Origin of the sequence: Cytobacillus sp. OWB-43, assembly GCF_034651445.1 — a bacterium.
Taxonomy (GTDB): domain Bacteria; phylum Bacillota; class Bacilli; order Bacillales; family Cytobacillaceae; genus Cytobacillus; species Cytobacillus kochii.
The window spans coordinates 59372-77539 of sequence record NZ_JAYEFF010000006.1 but is presented as its reverse complement, the minus strand read 5'-3'; the positions used below and the strand labels follow the sequence as shown (position 1 = coordinate 77539).

The 18168-nt window shown below is 37.3% G+C and carries 18 protein-coding genes and 1 other annotated feature; of the genes, 11 read left to right on the top strand and 7 right to left on the bottom strand.

The window, feature by feature from the left end:
• Positions 1-15: 15 nt before the first annotated feature.
• Positions 16-660, top strand: coding sequence for a hypothetical protein (locus tag U9M49_RS18470; protein WP_307316757.1), 645 nt, complete (start codon positions 16-18; stop codon positions 658-660).
• Positions 661-675: 15 nt separating this feature from the next.
• Positions 676-1215: a GrpB family protein gene (locus U9M49_RS18465; RefSeq protein WP_307316759.1), complete on the top strand. Its 540-nt coding sequence runs from the start codon at positions 676-678 to the stop codon at positions 1213-1215.
• A 27-nt stretch (positions 1216-1242) separates the two neighbouring features.
• On the opposite strand, the gene U9M49_RS18460 is transcribed toward U9M49_RS18465, so the two are convergent.
• Positions 1243-2130: a LysR family transcriptional regulator gene (locus U9M49_RS18460; protein WP_095372235.1), complete on the bottom strand. Its 888-nt coding sequence runs from the start codon at positions 2128-2130 to the stop codon at positions 1243-1245.
• A gap of 143 nt (positions 2131-2273) precedes the next feature.
• Between U9M49_RS18460 and U9M49_RS18455 the strand changes: the two genes are divergently transcribed.
• A complete protein-coding gene (locus U9M49_RS18455) occupies positions 2274-3494 on the top strand; it encodes an MFS transporter (RefSeq protein ID WP_095373627.1) in 1221 nt (406 codons plus the stop codon).
• 295 nt (positions 3495-3789) lie between these two features.
• On the opposite strand, the gene U9M49_RS18450 is transcribed toward U9M49_RS18455, so the two are convergent.
• A complete protein-coding gene (locus U9M49_RS18450) occupies positions 3790-4701 on the bottom strand; it encodes a LysR family transcriptional regulator (protein ID WP_322910354.1) in 912 nt (303 codons plus the stop codon).
• A 118-nt stretch (positions 4702-4819) separates the two neighbouring features.
• Here U9M49_RS18450 and U9M49_RS18445 point away from each other — a divergent pair, with 118 nt between their 5' ends.
• From U9M49_RS18445 to U9M49_RS18420, 6 genes are all read left to right on the top strand, one after another.
• Positions 4820-5374, top strand: a complete 555-nt coding sequence (locus tag U9M49_RS18445) for a flavodoxin family protein (RefSeq protein ID WP_095372237.1) — start codon at positions 4820-4822, stop codon at positions 5372-5374.
• A gap of 2 nt (positions 5375-5376) precedes the next feature.
• A complete protein-coding gene (locus U9M49_RS18440) occupies positions 5377-5742 on the top strand; it encodes a cupin domain-containing protein (RefSeq protein WP_095372238.1) in 366 nt (121 codons plus the stop codon).
• Between the two features lie 21 nt (positions 5743-5763).
• The gene (locus U9M49_RS18435) at positions 5764-6219 is read left to right on the top strand and encodes a DinB family protein (RefSeq protein ID WP_095372239.1); all 456 of its coding nucleotides are present in this window, start codon (positions 5764-5766) and stop codon (positions 6217-6219) included.
• 399 nt (positions 6220-6618) lie between these two features.
• The gene (locus U9M49_RS18430) at positions 6619-7065 is read left to right on the top strand and encodes a DUF6376 family protein (protein WP_307316769.1); all 447 of its coding nucleotides are present in this window, start codon (positions 6619-6621) and stop codon (positions 7063-7065) included.
• A gap of 111 nt (positions 7066-7176) precedes the next feature.
• Positions 7177-7818, top strand: a complete 642-nt coding sequence (locus tag U9M49_RS18425; protein ID WP_322910353.1) for a hypothetical protein — start codon at positions 7177-7179, stop codon at positions 7816-7818.
• Between the two features lie 63 nt (positions 7819-7881).
• Positions 7882-8073: a hypothetical protein gene (locus tag U9M49_RS18420; protein ID WP_322910352.1), complete on the top strand. Its 192-nt coding sequence runs from the start codon at positions 7882-7884 to the stop codon at positions 8071-8073.
• A 324-nt stretch (positions 8074-8397) separates the two neighbouring features.
• Here U9M49_RS18420 and U9M49_RS18415 read toward each other — a convergent pair whose 3' ends face one another.
• From U9M49_RS18415 to U9M49_RS18405, 3 genes are read right to left on the bottom strand one after another with little or no spacing between them, the layout of a single operon-like run.
• Positions 8398-9555 carry an acetoin utilization protein AcuC gene (locus U9M49_RS18415; RefSeq protein WP_322910351.1) on the bottom strand — a complete coding sequence of 386 codons (1158 nt, stop codon included), beginning with the start codon at positions 9553-9555 and terminating at the stop codon, positions 8398-8400.
• 5 nt (positions 9556-9560) lie between these two features.
• The gene (locus U9M49_RS18410) at positions 9561-10202 is read right to left on the bottom strand and encodes an acetoin utilization AcuB family protein (RefSeq protein ID WP_307316775.1); all 642 of its coding nucleotides are present in this window, start codon (positions 10200-10202) and stop codon (positions 9561-9563) included.
• A 25-nt stretch (positions 10203-10227) separates the two neighbouring features.
• Positions 10228-10860, bottom strand: a complete 633-nt coding sequence (locus U9M49_RS18405) for a GNAT family N-acetyltransferase (protein ID WP_095372243.1) — start codon at positions 10858-10860, stop codon at positions 10228-10230.
• A gap of 464 nt (positions 10861-11324) precedes the next feature.
• On the opposite strand from U9M49_RS18405, the gene U9M49_RS18400 reads away from it, so the two are divergent.
• Both U9M49_RS18400 and acsA read left to right on the top strand, forming a co-directional pair.
• Entirely contained in the window at positions 11325-11465 is a 141-nt protein-coding gene (locus U9M49_RS18400; protein ID WP_307316778.1) for a hypothetical protein, read from the top strand.
• 236 nt (positions 11466-11701) lie between these two features.
• A complete protein-coding gene (gene acsA / locus U9M49_RS18395) occupies positions 11702-13420 on the top strand; it encodes an acetate--CoA ligase (RefSeq protein ID WP_322910391.1) in 1719 nt (572 codons plus the stop codon).
• 409 nt (positions 13421-13829) lie between these two features.
• On the opposite strand, the gene tlp is transcribed toward acsA, so the two are convergent.
• Entirely contained in the window at positions 13830-14075 is a 246-nt protein-coding gene (tlp, locus tag U9M49_RS18390) for a small acid-soluble spore protein Tlp (RefSeq protein ID WP_307316780.1), read from the bottom strand.
• Positions 14076-14844: 769 nt separating this feature from the next.
• The gene (locus U9M49_RS18385) at positions 14845-17763 is read right to left on the bottom strand and encodes a transglycosylase domain-containing protein (RefSeq protein WP_322910350.1); all 2919 of its coding nucleotides are present in this window, start codon (positions 17761-17763) and stop codon (positions 14845-14847) included.
• 179 nt (positions 17764-17942) lie between these two features.
• Positions 17943-18166: a binding site (T-box leader), on the top strand.
• Positions 18167-18168: the final 2 nt, after the last annotated feature.

Sequence of the window (18168 nt, the reverse complement as noted above, 5' to 3'; positions counted from 1 at the left end):
AAGGAGGAGAAACGTATGCAAATAAAAGAGCTGACAATATATGTAGGTAATTACAATGAAACGAGAAAATTTTATGAAGAAGTGATGGGTTTAAATGTATATAAAGAATCTAAACAACAGATTACATTTCAGGTCGGTACAAGTCTGTTAACCATTCAAGAGGAGATTGAACAGGCATCTTTTTATCATTTTGCTATTAATATTCCACCTAACTTACTTCAATCAGCGAAAGTTTGGTTAAGTAATAGAGTTAAATTGGCAATGGAGGAGGGGGAAGATGAGGCAGACTTTAAGGAAGCGAAAGCAAAAGCGATCTATTTCGAGGATCCATCCGGTAATATCGTTGAATTGATTGCAAGAAAAACGTCAGCAGTAGCTAGTGAATCGCATTTTCATAAGGCTCATTTTTTAAATATAAGTGAGGTAGGTATCGCTACAAACCATATAATAGAGCTTGCTCAGCAATTACAAGATAAAGGAATACCAGTGAGAAACAACGAATCAATTAAACACGAGAAATATTTAAACTTTTTCGGAGAATATGATGATGGAGTTTATATTATTGTTGCTCCTGTTGGTAGAAGGTGGATTTTCTCAAATAAATACGCTAAAGAAGCGCCAATCGTTATTCGAACAGATAGAGGGACTATTCAATCCTAGGAAATGGAGGTAATCATGAGGAAAGTAGAAGTACTTAATTATGATAGACAATGGTCTACGGCCTTTGAAGTAGAGGCACAGAAGTTAAAACGAGTCTTCAAAGATAAAATGATAGTCATTTTTCATATCGGTAGCACCTCAGTACCAGGTCTTAAAGCCAAGCCGATTATTGATATATTACCGGTTGTCAAAGATATTACAGAGGTTGATGATTACTTAATTGAAATGAATGCATTAGGGTATGAGGCAAGAGGAGAGAATGGTATAAGAGGAAGAAGATATTTTCAAAAAGGACATGATAATCGTACGCATCATCTTCATTTTTTTGCAAAAGACAGTAAGGAGATTATTAGACATCTTGCCTTTCGTGATTATTTACGGACTCATCCATTAGAAGCTGGAAAATATGGTGCCTTAAAAGAATCGTTGGCCATCAAGCACTCGACAGATATCCATGCCTATATAGAAGGAAAAAATGCTTATGTGAAAAAAGTTGAACAGAAGGCATTAGCATGGTTTGAAAGGTTCGGGAATCTTCATCAACATCGGTTTTGAATATATCTTTCTGGATGGCTTTGTATTTTACCATCCAGAAGAGATATATTGGTCTGTCACAAATTTTTTAAACGTTTTAGTAATGGGTGACATATAACGGCTTTCTAACCAGGCAATACCAATCATACGGAAACAATGTGGTCGACTAATTGGAATTTGTATAATCTTACTTTTGTTGATACCTTTCAAATCAGGTAAAACTGAAACCCCAAGCTCTGCAGCAACTAACCCTGCGACTGTATCTGCCTCATCTCCTTCAAACGTAATTTTTGGCGTGAGGCCTGCATCTAAAAAGAGCCCCTCAACGGTTTCTCTTAAAGAATAACCTTTCTTTAAATGGATGATTGGTTCATATTTTAGTTCTTCGAGTGTAATAGATTTTTTCTTTGCTAGCCGATGGTTTTTAGGTACGACAGCAAAAAGTTCTTCTTCCCATAACTTCATCCAGCCTACCTGATCATCTTTTTCATTAGGTGCAATAAAACATAAATCAATTTGCCCATTATAGAGTTGCTCTAACATGACATGTGAAGCTCCTTGACTAAGTCGGAAATGTGTCTCAGGGTAAGAATCACGGAATTGTGAAATCATATCGGGGATAATGTTGGTACTTAATGTGTGGAGAAAGCCAAGAGAAATCGTTCCAGTATGCGGTTGAATAAGGTCTTGAATTTCTTGCTTAGCTTCTACATATTCTTGAATGATTTTCTCTACTCTTCGCAAAAAAATAACCCCATAAGCATTAAGGTGAATAGCACGCCCTTGTCTTTCAAATAATGGCACGCCTAATTCATCTTCTAACCTTGCAATGGAACGACTTAATGCAGACTGAGAAATCAATAGTTTCTCTGCTGATTGTGTCATATGTTCTGTTTCCGCAAGAGTTCGAAAATAAAGCAGTTGTTGAATATCCATAGACTCACTCTTTTCCATTACATTAATGCATTATTTTTATTATTATAATGCATTATACATATCGATTCAAAGGTGGTACGATGTTTAATATTAAAGAATATGTTAGAAGAACTATTCTAAAAGAAAGAAGAGAACATGAATTGATGAACGGCATACAGCAAGGTACCAACCTTTTTAAAAAAGTGAATATCGCATTTTTTGCAGCGGGTTTTAATACTTTTGCCATACTCTATTGCATGCAACCATTACTACCGGAGTTTTCGAAGATTTTTTCTATTACCCCAGCAGAAGCAAGTCTCTCCCTCTCCCTGACAACAGTAGTTTTAGCGATTAGTATGTTATTTTTTGGGTCTATATCAGAGGTGTGGGGAAGAAAACCGATTATGGTTTATTCCATGTTCATTTCCTCATTTCTGTGTATTTTGACAGCATTTAGTCCTTCTTTTGAGATATTACTTATTTATCGTGTGCTCATTGGTGTGACACTTGCAGGCCTGCCTTCTATTGCAATGGCTTATTTATCTGAGGAAATGGATCCGAAAAGTTTAGGAAAGGCAATGGGCCTTTATATTAGTGGGAATGCCACAGGCGCTGTCTTTGGGCGTGTGTTTACGGGTGTTATTACAGATTACTTCAGCTGGCAAATTGCTATCCTTGGCGTGGGACTGATTGGCTTTATTGCCACAATGTATTTTCAACGAAGTTTACCTGATTCAAAATTCTTTAAACCGAGATTATTAAACCTTCGTTCATTATCCAATTCTTTAATTGACCATCTTAAAGATCCAATGTTGTTAGCTTTGTTTTTTATCGGTTTTTTACTATTAGGCAGCAATGTGGCATTGTTTAACTATGTTGGTTATTTATTAATGAGCGAGCCATTTTCATATAGTCATGCAACGATTGGCTGGTTATTTCTTATTTATTTAATCGGTGTAGTTAGTTCTACAATTAACGCAAAACTTGTTCGTTCTTACGGTAAAGAGAAGATGTTAGTTAGTTATTTCACCTTGGCCATAGTGGGTACAGTTTGTACGGCTATACCTCATATCATCGGCATTCTTTTAGGTTTATCTATCTTTATATTTGGCTTTTTCGGGGCACATGCCATTGCTTCAAGTTGGGTTGGCCAACGAGCAACACATGACAAAGCACAAGCCTCTTCGCTCTATTTATTTCTTTATTATTTCGGCTCTAGTGTCGGTGGCACAGTTGCTGGTTTCTTTTGGTCGCGCTACGAATGGCATGGAGTCATCGGCATGGTTGTCATTTTTCTTATGATAGGATTTGCGCTTGTTGCAAGTCTACAATATATGCAAAAAAACCATGTAGTGTTGAAACAACAGTGGCATTCTTATAAATAAAAATGATTGATGATTGAGCGCTCAATCAAAATTTTTATGAGAGTAATAGGCGATAGTAAAAACCCAATCTGATCAAATCGGATTGGGTTTTTTCATATAAGGAAATGATGGACAAGAGTGGAAAAGCAGAAGTGAAAGCCGAGCGATGGTGGTGTTAGCCTTTTCATTAGTAAATTTTGTTTCCTTGCGCAAATTTAGATTGTTTGCGTTACAACTTGTTACGACATTATTTCACATAGTGGAGACGATCATTAAATAGTAACTGCCAAGCTATCGATAATAGAATTAACTCTTATTAATAAGAACTAACAGCTTTTTTTCTCTCCTCTTTAAATACGTTTCTAGTTAAATCAATAAATGCTTGTAGTGGTGGTGTCATTTGTTTGTTTTTATGCCAAGCTATTTGTGTATAGAGTTGAATGTGTTCGTTTGGCCAAATAACTTCTTTTAATTGACCGTTGTGAAGCTCTTTATTGACGACCATGGCGGGAAGAAAAGCCACACCTAGTCCAGCTATTACACATTGTTTAAGGGCCTCTATACTCACAAACTCAATACTGTTATGCAAAAAAACATTTTCCCCCGCTAAAGTCTGCTCCAATAAAGTGCGATAGGCACATCCGATTTCGGTTAAGAGAAATGATTCATTTTGTAAATCTTTTAGGGTAACGCTTGATTTAATTGCATACTCTGGCGCTGCCACCATTTTTAACTCTTCAATTATTAATGTCTCTGTCAGTAAGGTCTCAGGGGTTTTTCTCACATCCATGATAAAGGCAAGGTCGAGTGTACCATCATCTATAAGTGCTCTTGCTGAATCATCAGAATGGGCAGGTTTAAACGTCAATTTTACATGAGGAAACTGTGATTTAAATAATTGTAAAACTCGTGGAAGTCGGTAAGTACATTGACTTTCTTGTGCGCCAATTGTTAAGGAGGCTGTTCTAAACTGTTTGTCACTTATTTTTTGTAGTGCCTCATCATTTAACCTTAACATTTGGTCAACATACTTCTTGTATTCTTTACCGGTAGCGGTCAAGACAAGCTTTTTTCCCAACCTTTCAAAAAGTGGGTGTTGCAGTTCTGCTTCTAATGCTTTAATTTGAGCGGTTACACTTGATTGTGCAAAATTAAGCATTTTTGCAGTTTTTGTAAAATTCAAAGTAGTGGCCGCTTTTTGAAAGGTCTTTAATTGCTTCATATCCATTTTTTCACCTTCTGCATTGATCGTATTTTTCGATTGATGATATCTATATTATCATCTGTATCTATTAATAGAAACAGATTAAACTTAATATGATAGGAAACTAGAGGAGTGAATCGTAATGAAAATAGCAGTTATATATGGTGGAACACGTAAAAGCGGGAATACTGAATGGTTGACGAAACAAGTGATAAATGGGGTGAAAGTTAAGGAATTTCATTTATCTAACTATCAAATAGATGCTATAAAGGATCATCGACATAGTGAAGGCGGTTTTCCTCTAGTGGATGATGATTATCAACAATTAATTCAAGAAATAATGACATATGAAACGTTAATATTTGCTACACCTATTTACTGGTATAGTATGTCCGGTATGATGAAGAATTTTATCGATCGTTGGTCCCAAACACTCAGGGATCCCGAAATGAAACACTTTAAGAAGTGCATGGAAAATAAACAAGCTTATGTCATAGCTGTTGGTGGAGATCAGCCAACGATCAAGGGATTACCAATGATTCAACAATTTCAGTACATCTTTGATTTTATGGGAATGAAGTTTTTAGGATATATATTGGGTGAAGGAAATAAACCGAGAGATATCGAAAAAGATACGAAGGCAATCAGTGCAGCAAAAGAAATGAATAAAGTTATTTCACAAGGAAATGAGGCATAAAAATGAACAATCAACCCATTAACATTCAAGAAAAACTAACAAAATTTCATACGTTTTGGTCTCCAAAAGTTGTTGCAGAAATGAATAATTATCAATTGAAGGTCGCTAAATTCTCAGGGGAGTTCGTGTGGCACAAGCATGATGATACAGACGAAGTATTTTTGGTAGTTAAAGGTGAATTAACGATTCGCATGAGAGAAGAAGATGTGGTATTAAAGAATGGTGATTTATTCGTTGTCCCTCAGGGAGTAGAACATTGTCCATATGCAAAAGAAGAGTGCCATGTCATATTAATTGAACCGAAAGGAGTGATTAATACAGGAGAGGTGAAATCATCATTGACGGCTGAAAATGATGTTTGGATATAAGATGCAAAAGGGGGCAAAGTGATGGAATTAAGGGAGGTATTAAACGAGCAATTAAATGCATCACATCATGAAAATGGGTGGTTTGTTAGTTTGCTGAATAGCATAACAAACTTGAGTGATGAAGAAGCAAATTGGAAACCGAACGAAGACGTTCATAGTATCCATGAAATCACGACACATCTTCTTTATTATAATGAAAGATACTTGCATCGCTTCAAAGAAGAACCAGTTGATGAAGCTAAAGAAAATACTTTTCAGTTGGCTGAAGGGGTAACTTTTTCTCACACGAGAGAGAGGATTCATCAATTATATAATGATTGGAAAAAAAACCTAGAAGCAGCGGATGATTTAGTAATGAATAATGCCAGTGAGGCATTGAGTCATCTTTATTTGCATACGGCGTATCATACGGGTCAAATCATCTTGTTGCGCAAATTACAAGGAAAGTGGGATGCATCCCAAGGAGTGGAAGGCTAAGCTTGATTGGGCTACTGTCATCGACTTGTTCTTTCAGATGAAGGTTGCAATCAGTTGCAGGTTAAATATGGGCATGGTATAATTGGGAAAACTTAAATATACAACTACCTTTTGTCTAAAGGGGAGTAGCAGTTACAGTAAAGTCGTCAATACAGGGACTCTCCCTCGGCTTTATTGGCAACATTCGTTGTTTGCGAGACCTTTACCAAGTTTCTTTGGTAAGGGTTTTTGTCGTGCTTTTAAAAAAGAAACACTAACTCATTTATGAAGGAGTGAAGACTAATGGCTGTGAAAAAATTACTAAAGAGACTCATTCAAAAAGAAGGCGTGAAGTTTTTGAAGAAGAAAGCAGTGCCAATCATAAAAGAACAGTTAAAGAAAAGAAAGGGTAGATAAGGGATGAAAACAAAAGTTTACCTTGCAGCTTTTGGTATGTTGTTAAGCTTGTCTGCGTGTTCGCCAATTGAAGATACAAAAAATACGTTGGCTTACGTAAATGATGTGGAAGATTATATGAATGAGATTACACAGTTTGCCAACGAATTTCCGGAACAAGCAGAGCAAGCGATAACGGATGAGAATGTTGCAGCATCACTGGAAAAAAATGTAGAGGATTTACAAAATGCCATCGATACAATTGAAAACACTGAAGCACCAGAATTAATTGATAGTCTGCATGCTGAGTTGGTGCAACAAAATGAAGCATTATCTACGCATTTAGTTAAGCTTGAGGAAGGTTTGGAGAAAGGGACATTATCTGAGGCATTCATCGAGGACCAAGAATTTATGCAAACAATTAATGACATCACATCTATTTACAATGAAATTGAGAATCTTGGAGAATAGACTCCCGTGTTCCTATTAAGTTAAAACAAGCAGAGACTGGGACAAAACAGAGTTGAGCGCTTCGCAAAAGGGAATAGCAAGTCACTCAGAAGGGAAACCGGAGCTGAGCGCTTGGCAAAAGATGTTAGCAAGTCACTCAGAAAGAAAACCAGAGCTGAGCGCTTCGCAAAAGATGTTAGCAAGTCACTCAGAAAGAGAACCAGAGTTGGCGCTTGGCAAAAGGGAATAGCAAGTCACTCAGGAACAAAACCAGAGCTGAGCGCTTCGCAAAAGGGAATAGCAAGTCACTCAGAAGAAAAACCAGAGCTGAGCGCTTCGCAAAAAGGATTAGCAAGTCACTCAGAAGGGAAACCAGAGCTGAGCGCTTCGCAAAAGGGAATAGCAAGTCACTCAGAAAGAAAACCAGAGTTGAGCGCTTGGCAAAAGGGAATAGCAAATTACTCAGGAACAAAACCAGAGTTGAGCGCTTCGCAAAAGGGAATAGCAAGTCACTCAGAAGAAAAACCAGAGCTGAGCGCTTCGCAAAAGATGTTAGCAAGTCACTCAGAAGGGAAACCAGAGCTGAGCGCTTCGCAAAAGATGTTAGCAAGTCACTCAGAAGGGAAACCAGAACTGAGCGCTTCGCAAAAGATGTTAGCAAGTCACTCAGAAAGAAAACCAGAGTTGAGCGCTTCGCAAAAAGGATTAGCAAGTCACTCACAAGGAAAACCAGAGCTGAGCGCTTCGCAAAAGGGAATAGCAAGTCACTCATAAGAAAAACCAGAGCTGAGCGCTTCGCAAAAGATGTTAGCAAGTCACTCAGAAGGGAAACCAGAGTTGAGCGCTTCGCAAAAAGGATTAGCAAGTCACTCAGAAGAAAAACCAGAGCTGAGCGCTTCGCAAAAGGGAATAGCAAGTCACTCAGGAACAAAACCAGAGCTGAGCGCTTCGCAAAAAGGATTAGCAAGTTACTCAAAAGGAAAACAAGATCTGAATGCTTCGCAGGATTTTTTTCTGCCGGAAAAATAAGAATATAACAGTAAATATAAAAGAATACGAATCATAATATGTGTTTCTTACTGTCAGCGCCCAGCAAGCTGCTTACACTCTGTTACAATGTTTAGCTACTTCTTCATAAAAGAGAAGAGGTTAGGACAAAAGGTTTGCAGCAACTCAACTAAAAAGGCCGAACTATGATTAGACAAGCTCACACATCGGGAACATGCTACAATAGTTCAGCTTTCTATATTGATAATTTAGCTCATAGATCAATAGGTGATGTTAGTTATGTTTCCTAACCTTTATCATTACTTAATAACTTCTGTCCCAAAACTTTGCGCCTTACTTCATTTTTCATTCATTTTTTCCTCTTAAGGGATAAAGCGCTTTTTCCACCGTTTTAGCGTTTTTTTCAGTGATTTCATTTTTTCTTGGAATGGGATTATATATATCCGATGAATCTTCCCAAGTTTGTGGCAACTTAAATGGAGATTCCTTTTCCCACTTTTCAATCCAATCAGAAGGTAATGGTCCTGTTCCGCTTGAATTTTCAATCATTTCTAACCAAATAAGTGACCAAGCTCTCGGAACTACCCGCCAGATATCATATCCACCCCCACCAACGGCTATCCATCTTCCTTCACAATATTGATGAGCGAGTTGGTGAGCGAGCCTTGGTATTTCTTTATATATTCTCATTGTTGCCGAAAGATGTGTTAACGGATCAAAGTAATGCGCATCAGCACCATTTTGGGTGAAAATAATATCTGGTTTAAAAAACGCTGCTACTTCTTTAAAGGACGTTTCGTATGCATGTAGCCACGAATCATCCTCTGTAAAAGCGTCTAAAGGTATATTAAAAGAATAGCCATATCCATGACTATGACCTCTTTCGTTAATATTCCCTGTTCCGGGAAATAAGTATCTACCGGTTTCATGGATAGATAATGTACATACATTTGGGTCATCATAAAACGCCCATTGTACACCATCACCATGATGAGCATCCGTATCAATATAAAGGACACGGGCATTGTACTTTTCTCGTAAATATTTGATTGCCACTGAGCTGTCATTATAGATACAAAATCCAGATGCCTTACCTCTAAAGCCATGATGAAGTCCCCCGCCTAAATGAAGGGCGTGTTCTGCCTTCCCTTGCATGACATAATCAGCGGCAGTCAATGCGCCTCCAACAAGTAAGCTACTGGCCTCGTGCATTTGAGGGAAAATAGGTGTATCCTCGGTTCCAAGCCCGTAACTCTCTGCCTGCTCTTGGGGAAGCTCATCATTACCTGCTAACTTTACAGCACGAACATAACCTGGATCATGAATGAGTAATAATTCTTCTTCTGTTGCTATTCTAGGTGCAATCATTTGCGTGTCTTTTATCGCATGGATAGATTGTAGTAAATCTAAAGTTAATTTTAAGCGTTGCTGATTAAAAGGGTGCTCAGCATTAAAGCGATAGTTAAGTAATGCATCAGAATATAAAAAAACAGAACGGTCCATGATGTTCACTTCCTTGGATCTATAGGCCAGAGTACAGAATGTCCTTCCTCACGTAATTTGTCTACAAGAGAAAGCGGATTCATTGTTTGGACTCTAAGGACTATAATTTTATAATTACTATCCTCTTTATCTGGATAGACGAGGACACTAAGAATATTGGCTTTTAAATTACGAAATACGGAGGTAACCTCAAAGAGCTTACCTGTACGATTAGGCACTCTTACTTCGATTTGTGACCCTGGCTGATGGGCACCTGTTAATTCTACATAAGTATGAAGGAGGTCTGTCTGAGTCACAATGCCGACTAATTGGTTATCGTTGAGAATGGGCATACAACCGATGCGGTGCTCGTAAAGGGTCGCAGCGATATCCTCTACAAAGTCTAATGGGTGTCCAGAAATAATGTCCGTTTTCATAATTCGTTTAATTGGTTGTGAGAGGCCTTCTTTTAATTGAACTGTATCTAGTATAGAAGGCGTCGCATCCCGTATATCTCGATCTGTTACTAAGCCGATCAGGTGATTGGCTTCATCGATAATGGGCAAATGGCGGATTTTTTGATCACGCATGAGTTGGAGTGCATCAGCAATGAGGTGATTTTCTGTAAGTGTAAAGATTTCCTTCTTCATCATTTCTTCAACAATCATTTAAAATCCCCCTTTTTAAGAAAAACTAATACATAAAGCGATTCATAAATCGAAGTTTATCGAACTGTTGAATGGAATCTGTGCTTACCCGATTACCAATCCGGGCCATTAGACAATTAGCGGGATGGGAGCTGATTTCTGGATCATCGGTAGCAAACCAAACAAGTCCCCCTGCATTCATCATCTTTTCCATGATTTTGCGATACTCCCATACGTTTAAACCAGTTCCTTTTAAGTCCCAATGCCAATAATATTCGGTAGTAATAACAATATAATCTTCCATCGCATCATCCATCATCGATACGCGTAAGATACTTTTTCCTGTTCCCGTTCCTCGAAAGGCAGGAATCACTTCTATTGCCCCTAGTTCGATGAGATTATTCATTTTCCCTTCTGACCATCTTTCTAACGGATCTGGATATAAATAAGTCGCATAGCCTACGATCGTATCTCTAAATCTAGCAATAATGATTCTTCCTTCAGGTAAACCAGCAATCTCAATTAAGGCCTTCCTCTGTTGCTCTGGAGGTCTGAAAGCAACAAGATCATGATGAAAGTCATAGGTTTTTAGAACGTCGGCAGATATCGGTCCTTCAATGATTAATTCTCCGTTTGCCGTATTCAGTTTCATCGCATTATACGTTTTCAGATGCTGCAATTCATTCACCGCCTAAAACAATTAATCTTTCTATCTATTATACATAAACTACTGAAGCGCTTTCATATAAAAAACATCAATTTAATGACAATTTAAAATAATATGTAGATTATATAAAAATTTTAGTGGGAATTGAAACCTTTTTATTTTAATTGCCCTATATTTGATCAATGGAAAGGGAGGATTTAACATAATATTTACGTCAGCCTTTTTAGATTACTCTTAACAGGCAATGTAGCCGTGAAGAAAATCATAGCAATAAAAGAAGTAAGAACGTTTGTTAAAGCTATCAGTATAAAATTAAAAACCCAGAGTAGCTTCAACACCAGATGAAGTAATGGAGAATGTAAAATCTTACTTCACAGTAGGTAAGTATAAAAAAACAGCTAGCTGATCGAACTGTTGACATTTTTGAAAAAAGTGGCTGCACAAGCAAATAAGCATATCTCTAGAGCAGATAGCAATTGGTAGGTGAGAGTAAATCTAAGTATATTTTAGATTTAGTATTTACTAGTAAAAATGAAGATGTAACGATAGCAAGACAAGAAGAATGGAAGAAGGATAGACCATTTTTTAGTTCAGATGTACGAGCCCTGGTAGCTTAACATCCTTACCAATTTCCCTTCAGATGTACGCCTGAATCTCCTTTATTCATCTAACCGTGATTGGAAAAAATCATATCAATAACACAGAAGGTAACAACTTTTAATGGTTATCCAATCTTAACTTACAGTTTAATAAGTCTTTATAGATAATTTACTGCCTTATAATTTAAAAAATTGTGAAAAAAAAGTATTTATATTATAATAGTTTAAACAAGTTTAAAGGGGGATAAATGAACATGAAATTGGAAGCGCTGCCAGCAATACAAGGTAACCATAATTTGAAAAATTATGAGGAAGCGTATAATAGTTTTGATTGGACAGAAGCGAAAAAGCAATTTTCTTGGTACGAAACAGGGAAAATGAATTTGGCGTACGAGGCAATTGACCGCCATGCTGAAAGTGATAAGAAAAACAAGGTAGCGCTCTATTATCGTGAAGGTGAGAATAAAGAGAAGTATACCTTTAAAGAGATGAAGGACTTTTCAAACCAAGCGGCTAATGTACTAAAAGCACATGGAGACGTTGAAAAAGGTGATCGCATATTTGTTTTTATGGGACGTTCACCAGAACTTTACTTCTCAGTTCTTGGCGCAATCAAGCTAGGTGCCATAGTCGGACCACTATTTGAAGCCTTTATGGAGGGAGCAGTAACAGACCGTTTAGAGGATAGCGAAGCAAAAGTCCTTATTACGACTCCTGAACTATTAGATCGTGTACCCGCTGATAAATTACCAAACTTAAAACATATTTTTGTTGTTGGTGAGAATGTAGAAGAAAATGGAAAATTATTAGATTTTCGTAAATATATGCAAAAGGCTAGTAAAGAATTAGAAATTGAATGGGTAGAACCGACAGACGGTCTAATTTTACATTATACTTCTGGTTCCACTGGTAAACCAAAAGGTGTGCTGCACGTTCACAATGCGATGATTCAACATTATCAAACGGCGAAATGGGTATTGGACTTAAAAGAAGATGATGTTTATTGGTGCACGGCTGACCCAGGTTGGGTAACAGGAACTTCTTATGGTATTTTCGGACCTTGGTTGACAGGAACATCAAACCTTATTGTCGGAGGCAGATTTAGCCCAGAAACATGGTACCAGGCGATTGAAGATTATGGTGTTACGGTTTGGTATAGTGCACCAACAGCTTTTCGTATGTTAATGGGCGCTGGGGATGAAGTAGTGAAGAAATTCAACTTAAGCACTCTACGACATGTGTTAAGTGTAGGTGAACCATTGAATCCTGAAGTGGTGAGATGGGGAGTGAAAGTATTCAATAAGCGTATTCATGATACGTGGTGGATGACTGAAACGGGTGCTCAACTCATTTGTAACTACCCAAGCCTAGAAATTAAACCTGGCTCCATGGGTAAACCAATTCCAGGGGTAAAAGCAGCCATTGTCGATGACCAAGGGAATGAACTACCACCAAATCGCATGGGTAATCTGGCCATAAAAAAAGGGTGGCCATCTATGATGCACACCATTTGGAATAATAAAGAGAAATATGATTCTTACTTTATGCCAGGTGACTGGTATGTTTCAGGTGATTCCGCTTATATGGATGAAGATGGATATTTTTGGTTCCAAGGGAGAGTCGATGATGTAATTATGACGTCCGGCGAACGGGTAGGACCATTTGAGGTAGAAAGTAAGCTCATCGAACATCCAGCTGTTGCTGAAGCTGGTGTCATAGGAAAACCGGACCCGGTTCGTGGCGAGATTATAAAAGCCTTTATTGCGCTAATCGATGGTTATGAAGCAACAGATGAACTGAAAGAAGATATTCGTCAATTCGTTAAAAAGGGGTTAGCTGCACACGCTGCACCTCGTGAAATCGAATTCCGCGACAAACTGCCAAAAACACGTAGTGGTAAAATCATGCGCCGTGTATTAAAGGCTTGGGAATTAGATTTACCTACGGGCGACTTATCTACAATGGAAGACTGATCTAACAACCACACACAAGTCATATAGATAGAGTAGTGAGAAAGATTTTTGGGTTTTTTGAAATTGCGGGTCAATGATAGGGGATTCCTCTCTTATTGACTCGTTTTTTAGTATTTGAGGAAAGTTTTTTAGGAAAGCAACATTTTATGCTATCTACACATAAAAGGGTGGTTAATAGCTATAATGAATGTTCTCCTTGTTTTAATAGATGTTTAAAGTGGGAATTATTATTTACATATACGTAAAAATTTGATAAATTAATCTAACCTCTTTTTTATAACCACAATAGAATGCAAAACAAAATGGCCACAGCTCTATAGAATATAGAGCAATGGCTGCTTAAAATTTATGTTATTTTCAAGGTCGGCAGTCAATTGCTTCACAATTTTATTTAGTACATATTTAGAAATTAATTTAAATCATTATTATATTCATTATGCGAAGCTTCATCTTTAATTTCTGAGCGTAAACCGTCGATACTTTTTCTCCGTCTTTCATTTTTATCCAATATTTCATTTTTTTCTTGGGCACTCAACTCTTCTGAGTGAGCTTTAGTGTAGTCCTCAGCTTCATTAATATTCTGAAGTGTATTGTCAATGTTATTTTGAATTTTTCTCACATTATCTGAACGGTTGTCTGGTTTGGCATTCGTCATATTATCCCTCCTAAGATTAATTCTTTCAGTATTTTCTCCTAACACTTCGGAAATATTCTTACTAAGTTTTTTTCGCTATATAATGGATCATAAATTGATTTATGGTGCCCGTTTTCTAGACTATTTTCGTTAAATATTTTATACAAAAAATTGAATAAGTAGAAATTTTTTTAGAAAAGATTAGATGTAATGTAGTTTGATTTTTAATTGATATGAAGAAGAAAAACTCTACTTAATTGCTATTACACTCCTCTTAAAAGATATTGAGAATCCTTCCGTACATCAAAAGATACTCACTCTTTCCATTTCATAACACACATTTTTGATGGCTGCAGTGACGAATCCCTAATTCATCTATTCATATATCCTTTACCCGGTGTTATGTGAAAACTCTCCTATGAATATCTATTAAAACTTTATCCTTTCTTTGCAATAAAAAAATCCCCTCCAAGTAGCATTCTTCCTTCATGGTAAGATGAAGGCTTTTTTGAATATCTACTTTAAGGGGACATTAATCAACTGGTAAACTTTAATAGTACCACTTCAAGAATGATTTACTTTGTTTAGTTATTTTAGGGTAGTAACAAATGTCATTGTGTTTTTTTCTATAAAAAAACTCTTTCTTACATGCCCGATTATCTGTCTCTTTTCGTATTCTTCAGCTTTGATTTTAGACTATCGCCAATTAATTCTAATCAAACGGAATTTACACCAGGTGTTTAATTTTGTGCGAATGGCACCTCTTTAAATCTCTAAATTTCTCATTGTTCTATTCTTCATCACTCGTATCCGGTTGATCTTCTTCCGCAGGAGGATTTTCTGTTTCACCTTGGGGCTTTTCCGCTTCCGGTTTTTCTTCTGGTTTGCTATCCGTTTCTGTTTCCTTATCTGTTTGTTCCTCTTTAGGCTCGTTTTCTTTTACTTTGTCCTCTTGTTTTGGCTTCTCTTCTTCCTTCACTTTGCCAACTTGGACTTTGCTTGAAGGTGAAGATTCATTACCGGCAATATCAACTGCTGTAACATGGTACTCACCATTGCCACCTTTATAGCCTAAGGAGTCACCGGCTTTGATACTGGCTACTTTTTTACCGTCTTTATATACACGATAACCAATGACGTCATTTTCAGGATGTTGCCCCCAAGTGATGGAGTTACCTGATGCTTTAGCATTTGGTGCAGCTGGCTTTTTGCCATTTTCACTCATTTTATCGGCTGCAACGAGTACTTTAGCCCATTTATCCCTTTTCGGCAATAAATCACTTGGGTTCGCTCTAATGCCAAATAGTTTTTCAATATAATCGGCATCTATGACCATACCAGGCTCAGAAAATTCCACTGGTGTGGATTCAAGTGCCAAATACTTTTTATCCCCTATATAGACAATTCTACCTGTTCCAAGACTATCATCTGATTTAGACGGAACATATTTTGCATTAAAGATGTCAGTATCAACAAGTCCTGCTTCAGAGCAAGCTTGAGAAGGGATTAAACCACTAATTGCACAGAATGAGCGACTGACTATACCATCAGGTCGTTTAAAGGTTTTATCTGGCTTCATGAGTTCAGGTTTTACATCATAAGCAGCGTTCATCAAATCAGCCCATAAGTAATTATTACGTGCGCTATAAGATAAACTACCACTTGCTTTTAGAGACTTAGGCGTATCGTAGCCACTCCATAGACCAGCGGTTACATTTGGGTTAGACGCGACGAACCATGCATCTTCAAAGTTATTACCTGTCCCTGTTTTTCCTGCCCAATCGGCACTAAATTTTAAACGGTTTTTAACAGCAGTGGCTGTCCCACTATTAATAACCCCACGCATCACATCTATTGTTAAGTATGCTGTTTGCGGAGTAAAGACTTCTACTTCCTTCGTTTCATGCTCGTAGATGACATTGCCTTCTTTATCAGTAATCTTATCAATCATATAAGCATCTACGAATTTACCGTTATTAGCAAATGTAGTAAATGCATTCGTATTTTCCTCAACGGAAACACCATTTGTTAATGAACCTAATGCAGCTGATCTATTCGTTTTATCTTCTGCGGTTAATGTGGTTATACCCATCTTTTCAAGATATTGTGCCGGATTTTGGCTCAAAATATCGGTATAAAGTTTAACCGCTGGGACGTTATAAGATTGTTCAACGGCATACCTTGCTGAAACTAAACCATGGTAGGTAAAAGAATAGTTTTTTGGCCAATAGTCACTTGAACCTGGATTTAAGCGCAGTGGCACATCGGGAAGAATACTTCCTGGTTGTGCTGCACCAAGTTCGAATGCAGGACCATAAACAAGTAATGGTTTCATGGTTGAGCCGTTTGGTCTTAACGTATCGGTTGCATGGTTAAGGTCTTCATTTAAGGATACACCCTTGCCACGACCACCAACAAAGCTCAGAATTTTCCCTGTACTGTTTTCAATAAGTTGTCCCCCAACCTCCACTGGTTCCATTACTTCTTTTTCTTCACCATCGATTACATAGGTTGCACTTTTGGCTGGCCCGTAGTTAGGATAATCTTTAACAACTTTTTGCCAAGCTTCATAAATATCTTTATCAATAGTTGAGTGGACATGATAACCATTCTGTCTTAATGCTCGATCAGCTAAAATAAGATATTCGTTTTTAAGGTCACCAGTTAAATCAGCTTCTTCATAGCCATCTTGTTCTGCTAAGATGGATGCTAAAAGCTCCTTGGCGCGGTCTTGAATTTCATAAGTTAAATAAGGGTATTTTTCAATTGCATCATCATTTTTCGGTTTTCTAAAGTCAGCAACAATATCATACTCACTAGCTTCTTTATATTCTTTTTCAGTAATCCTTTCATCATCGTACATTCTCTTAAGTACGACTTTCATACGATCAATGCCTGGTTGTAGAGACTCTTCATCCTTTAAGCCACCACCTTGTTGGAATGGTGTATAACCAAAAGGTGACTGAGGCATACCAGCAATAAAAGCTGCTTGCGGAATAGATACATCTTTAGCATCAACACCAAATAAACCTTGAGCAGCAGCCTGAACGCCAGCGATATTTCTACCTTCCGCATTTCGGCCAAAAGTAGAGACATTTAAATAAGCTTCAAGAATCTCCTCTTTATCGAAATAATTCTCTAACCTTAATGCGAGTAAGATTTCTTTTGCTTTTCGATCAAAAGAAACTTCGTTTGTTAAGATCTGGTTTTTTATCAGTTGCTGAGTTAATGTACTTCCTCCAGATTGAGTAGAGGCGTTAGTTACTTCTTGAAACAGTGCACGTAGGATAGCTTTTGGCACTACACCTTCGTGCTCATAAAAGTACTCATCCTCTGTGGCAATAACAGCATCTCTCAAATATGGTGAAACATTTTCTAGCTTCACTTCTTCTCTTTCAAGGTCCGTTCTTACATTTCCTAAATATACATCACCAGCGAAATATAATTTTGAGGTTTCCTCATAATTATAGATATCTTTTTGCATATTTTCATAAGAACGAAGGGGTTCATCTTTAACAAGAGAAGCAAAATAGCCAATACCTGTGGCACCTGCAAATGCCCCACCTAAGATAACGGTAATTGCAAGTATTAATAATAAGTTCCATATAACTTGATATGTAATACGTGCGCCTTTTTTGGTTTTATTATGAGTTAAAAAACCGAACGCGGCTTTTGCTTTTTCTTTTATCTTGCTGAAGGTTTCATTCATTCGTTCATCCCTCCTAAAATCAAATACATTATAGCATAACCTAACAGGTAATATGACAAGGTTCGTCATAAAGTACAAAATTCATATTTTTCCTATTGGGATGAAAAAAAGTTAAAAAAACGTCATATTGACATTGGTTATTCTTTTATGATAAAAATGCATTATTACGATTCAATTTAATATTAGCGTTGATGGGTCATAAGTAGTCATTCTATCCCTGTTTTCAGAAAGTCGACGGTTTGCTGTGAGTCGATACAAATAGAAGTGCGAAATACCTCCCGGAGCTTTTACTGCGAATGAATATATCTAGTAGTAGTAAACGGTATTTCCGTTATCAGTGAAGAGTGGAGAATAATAGTGTTCTCAAACTGGGTGGTACCGCGCAAAGAAATGCGTCCCTGCAAT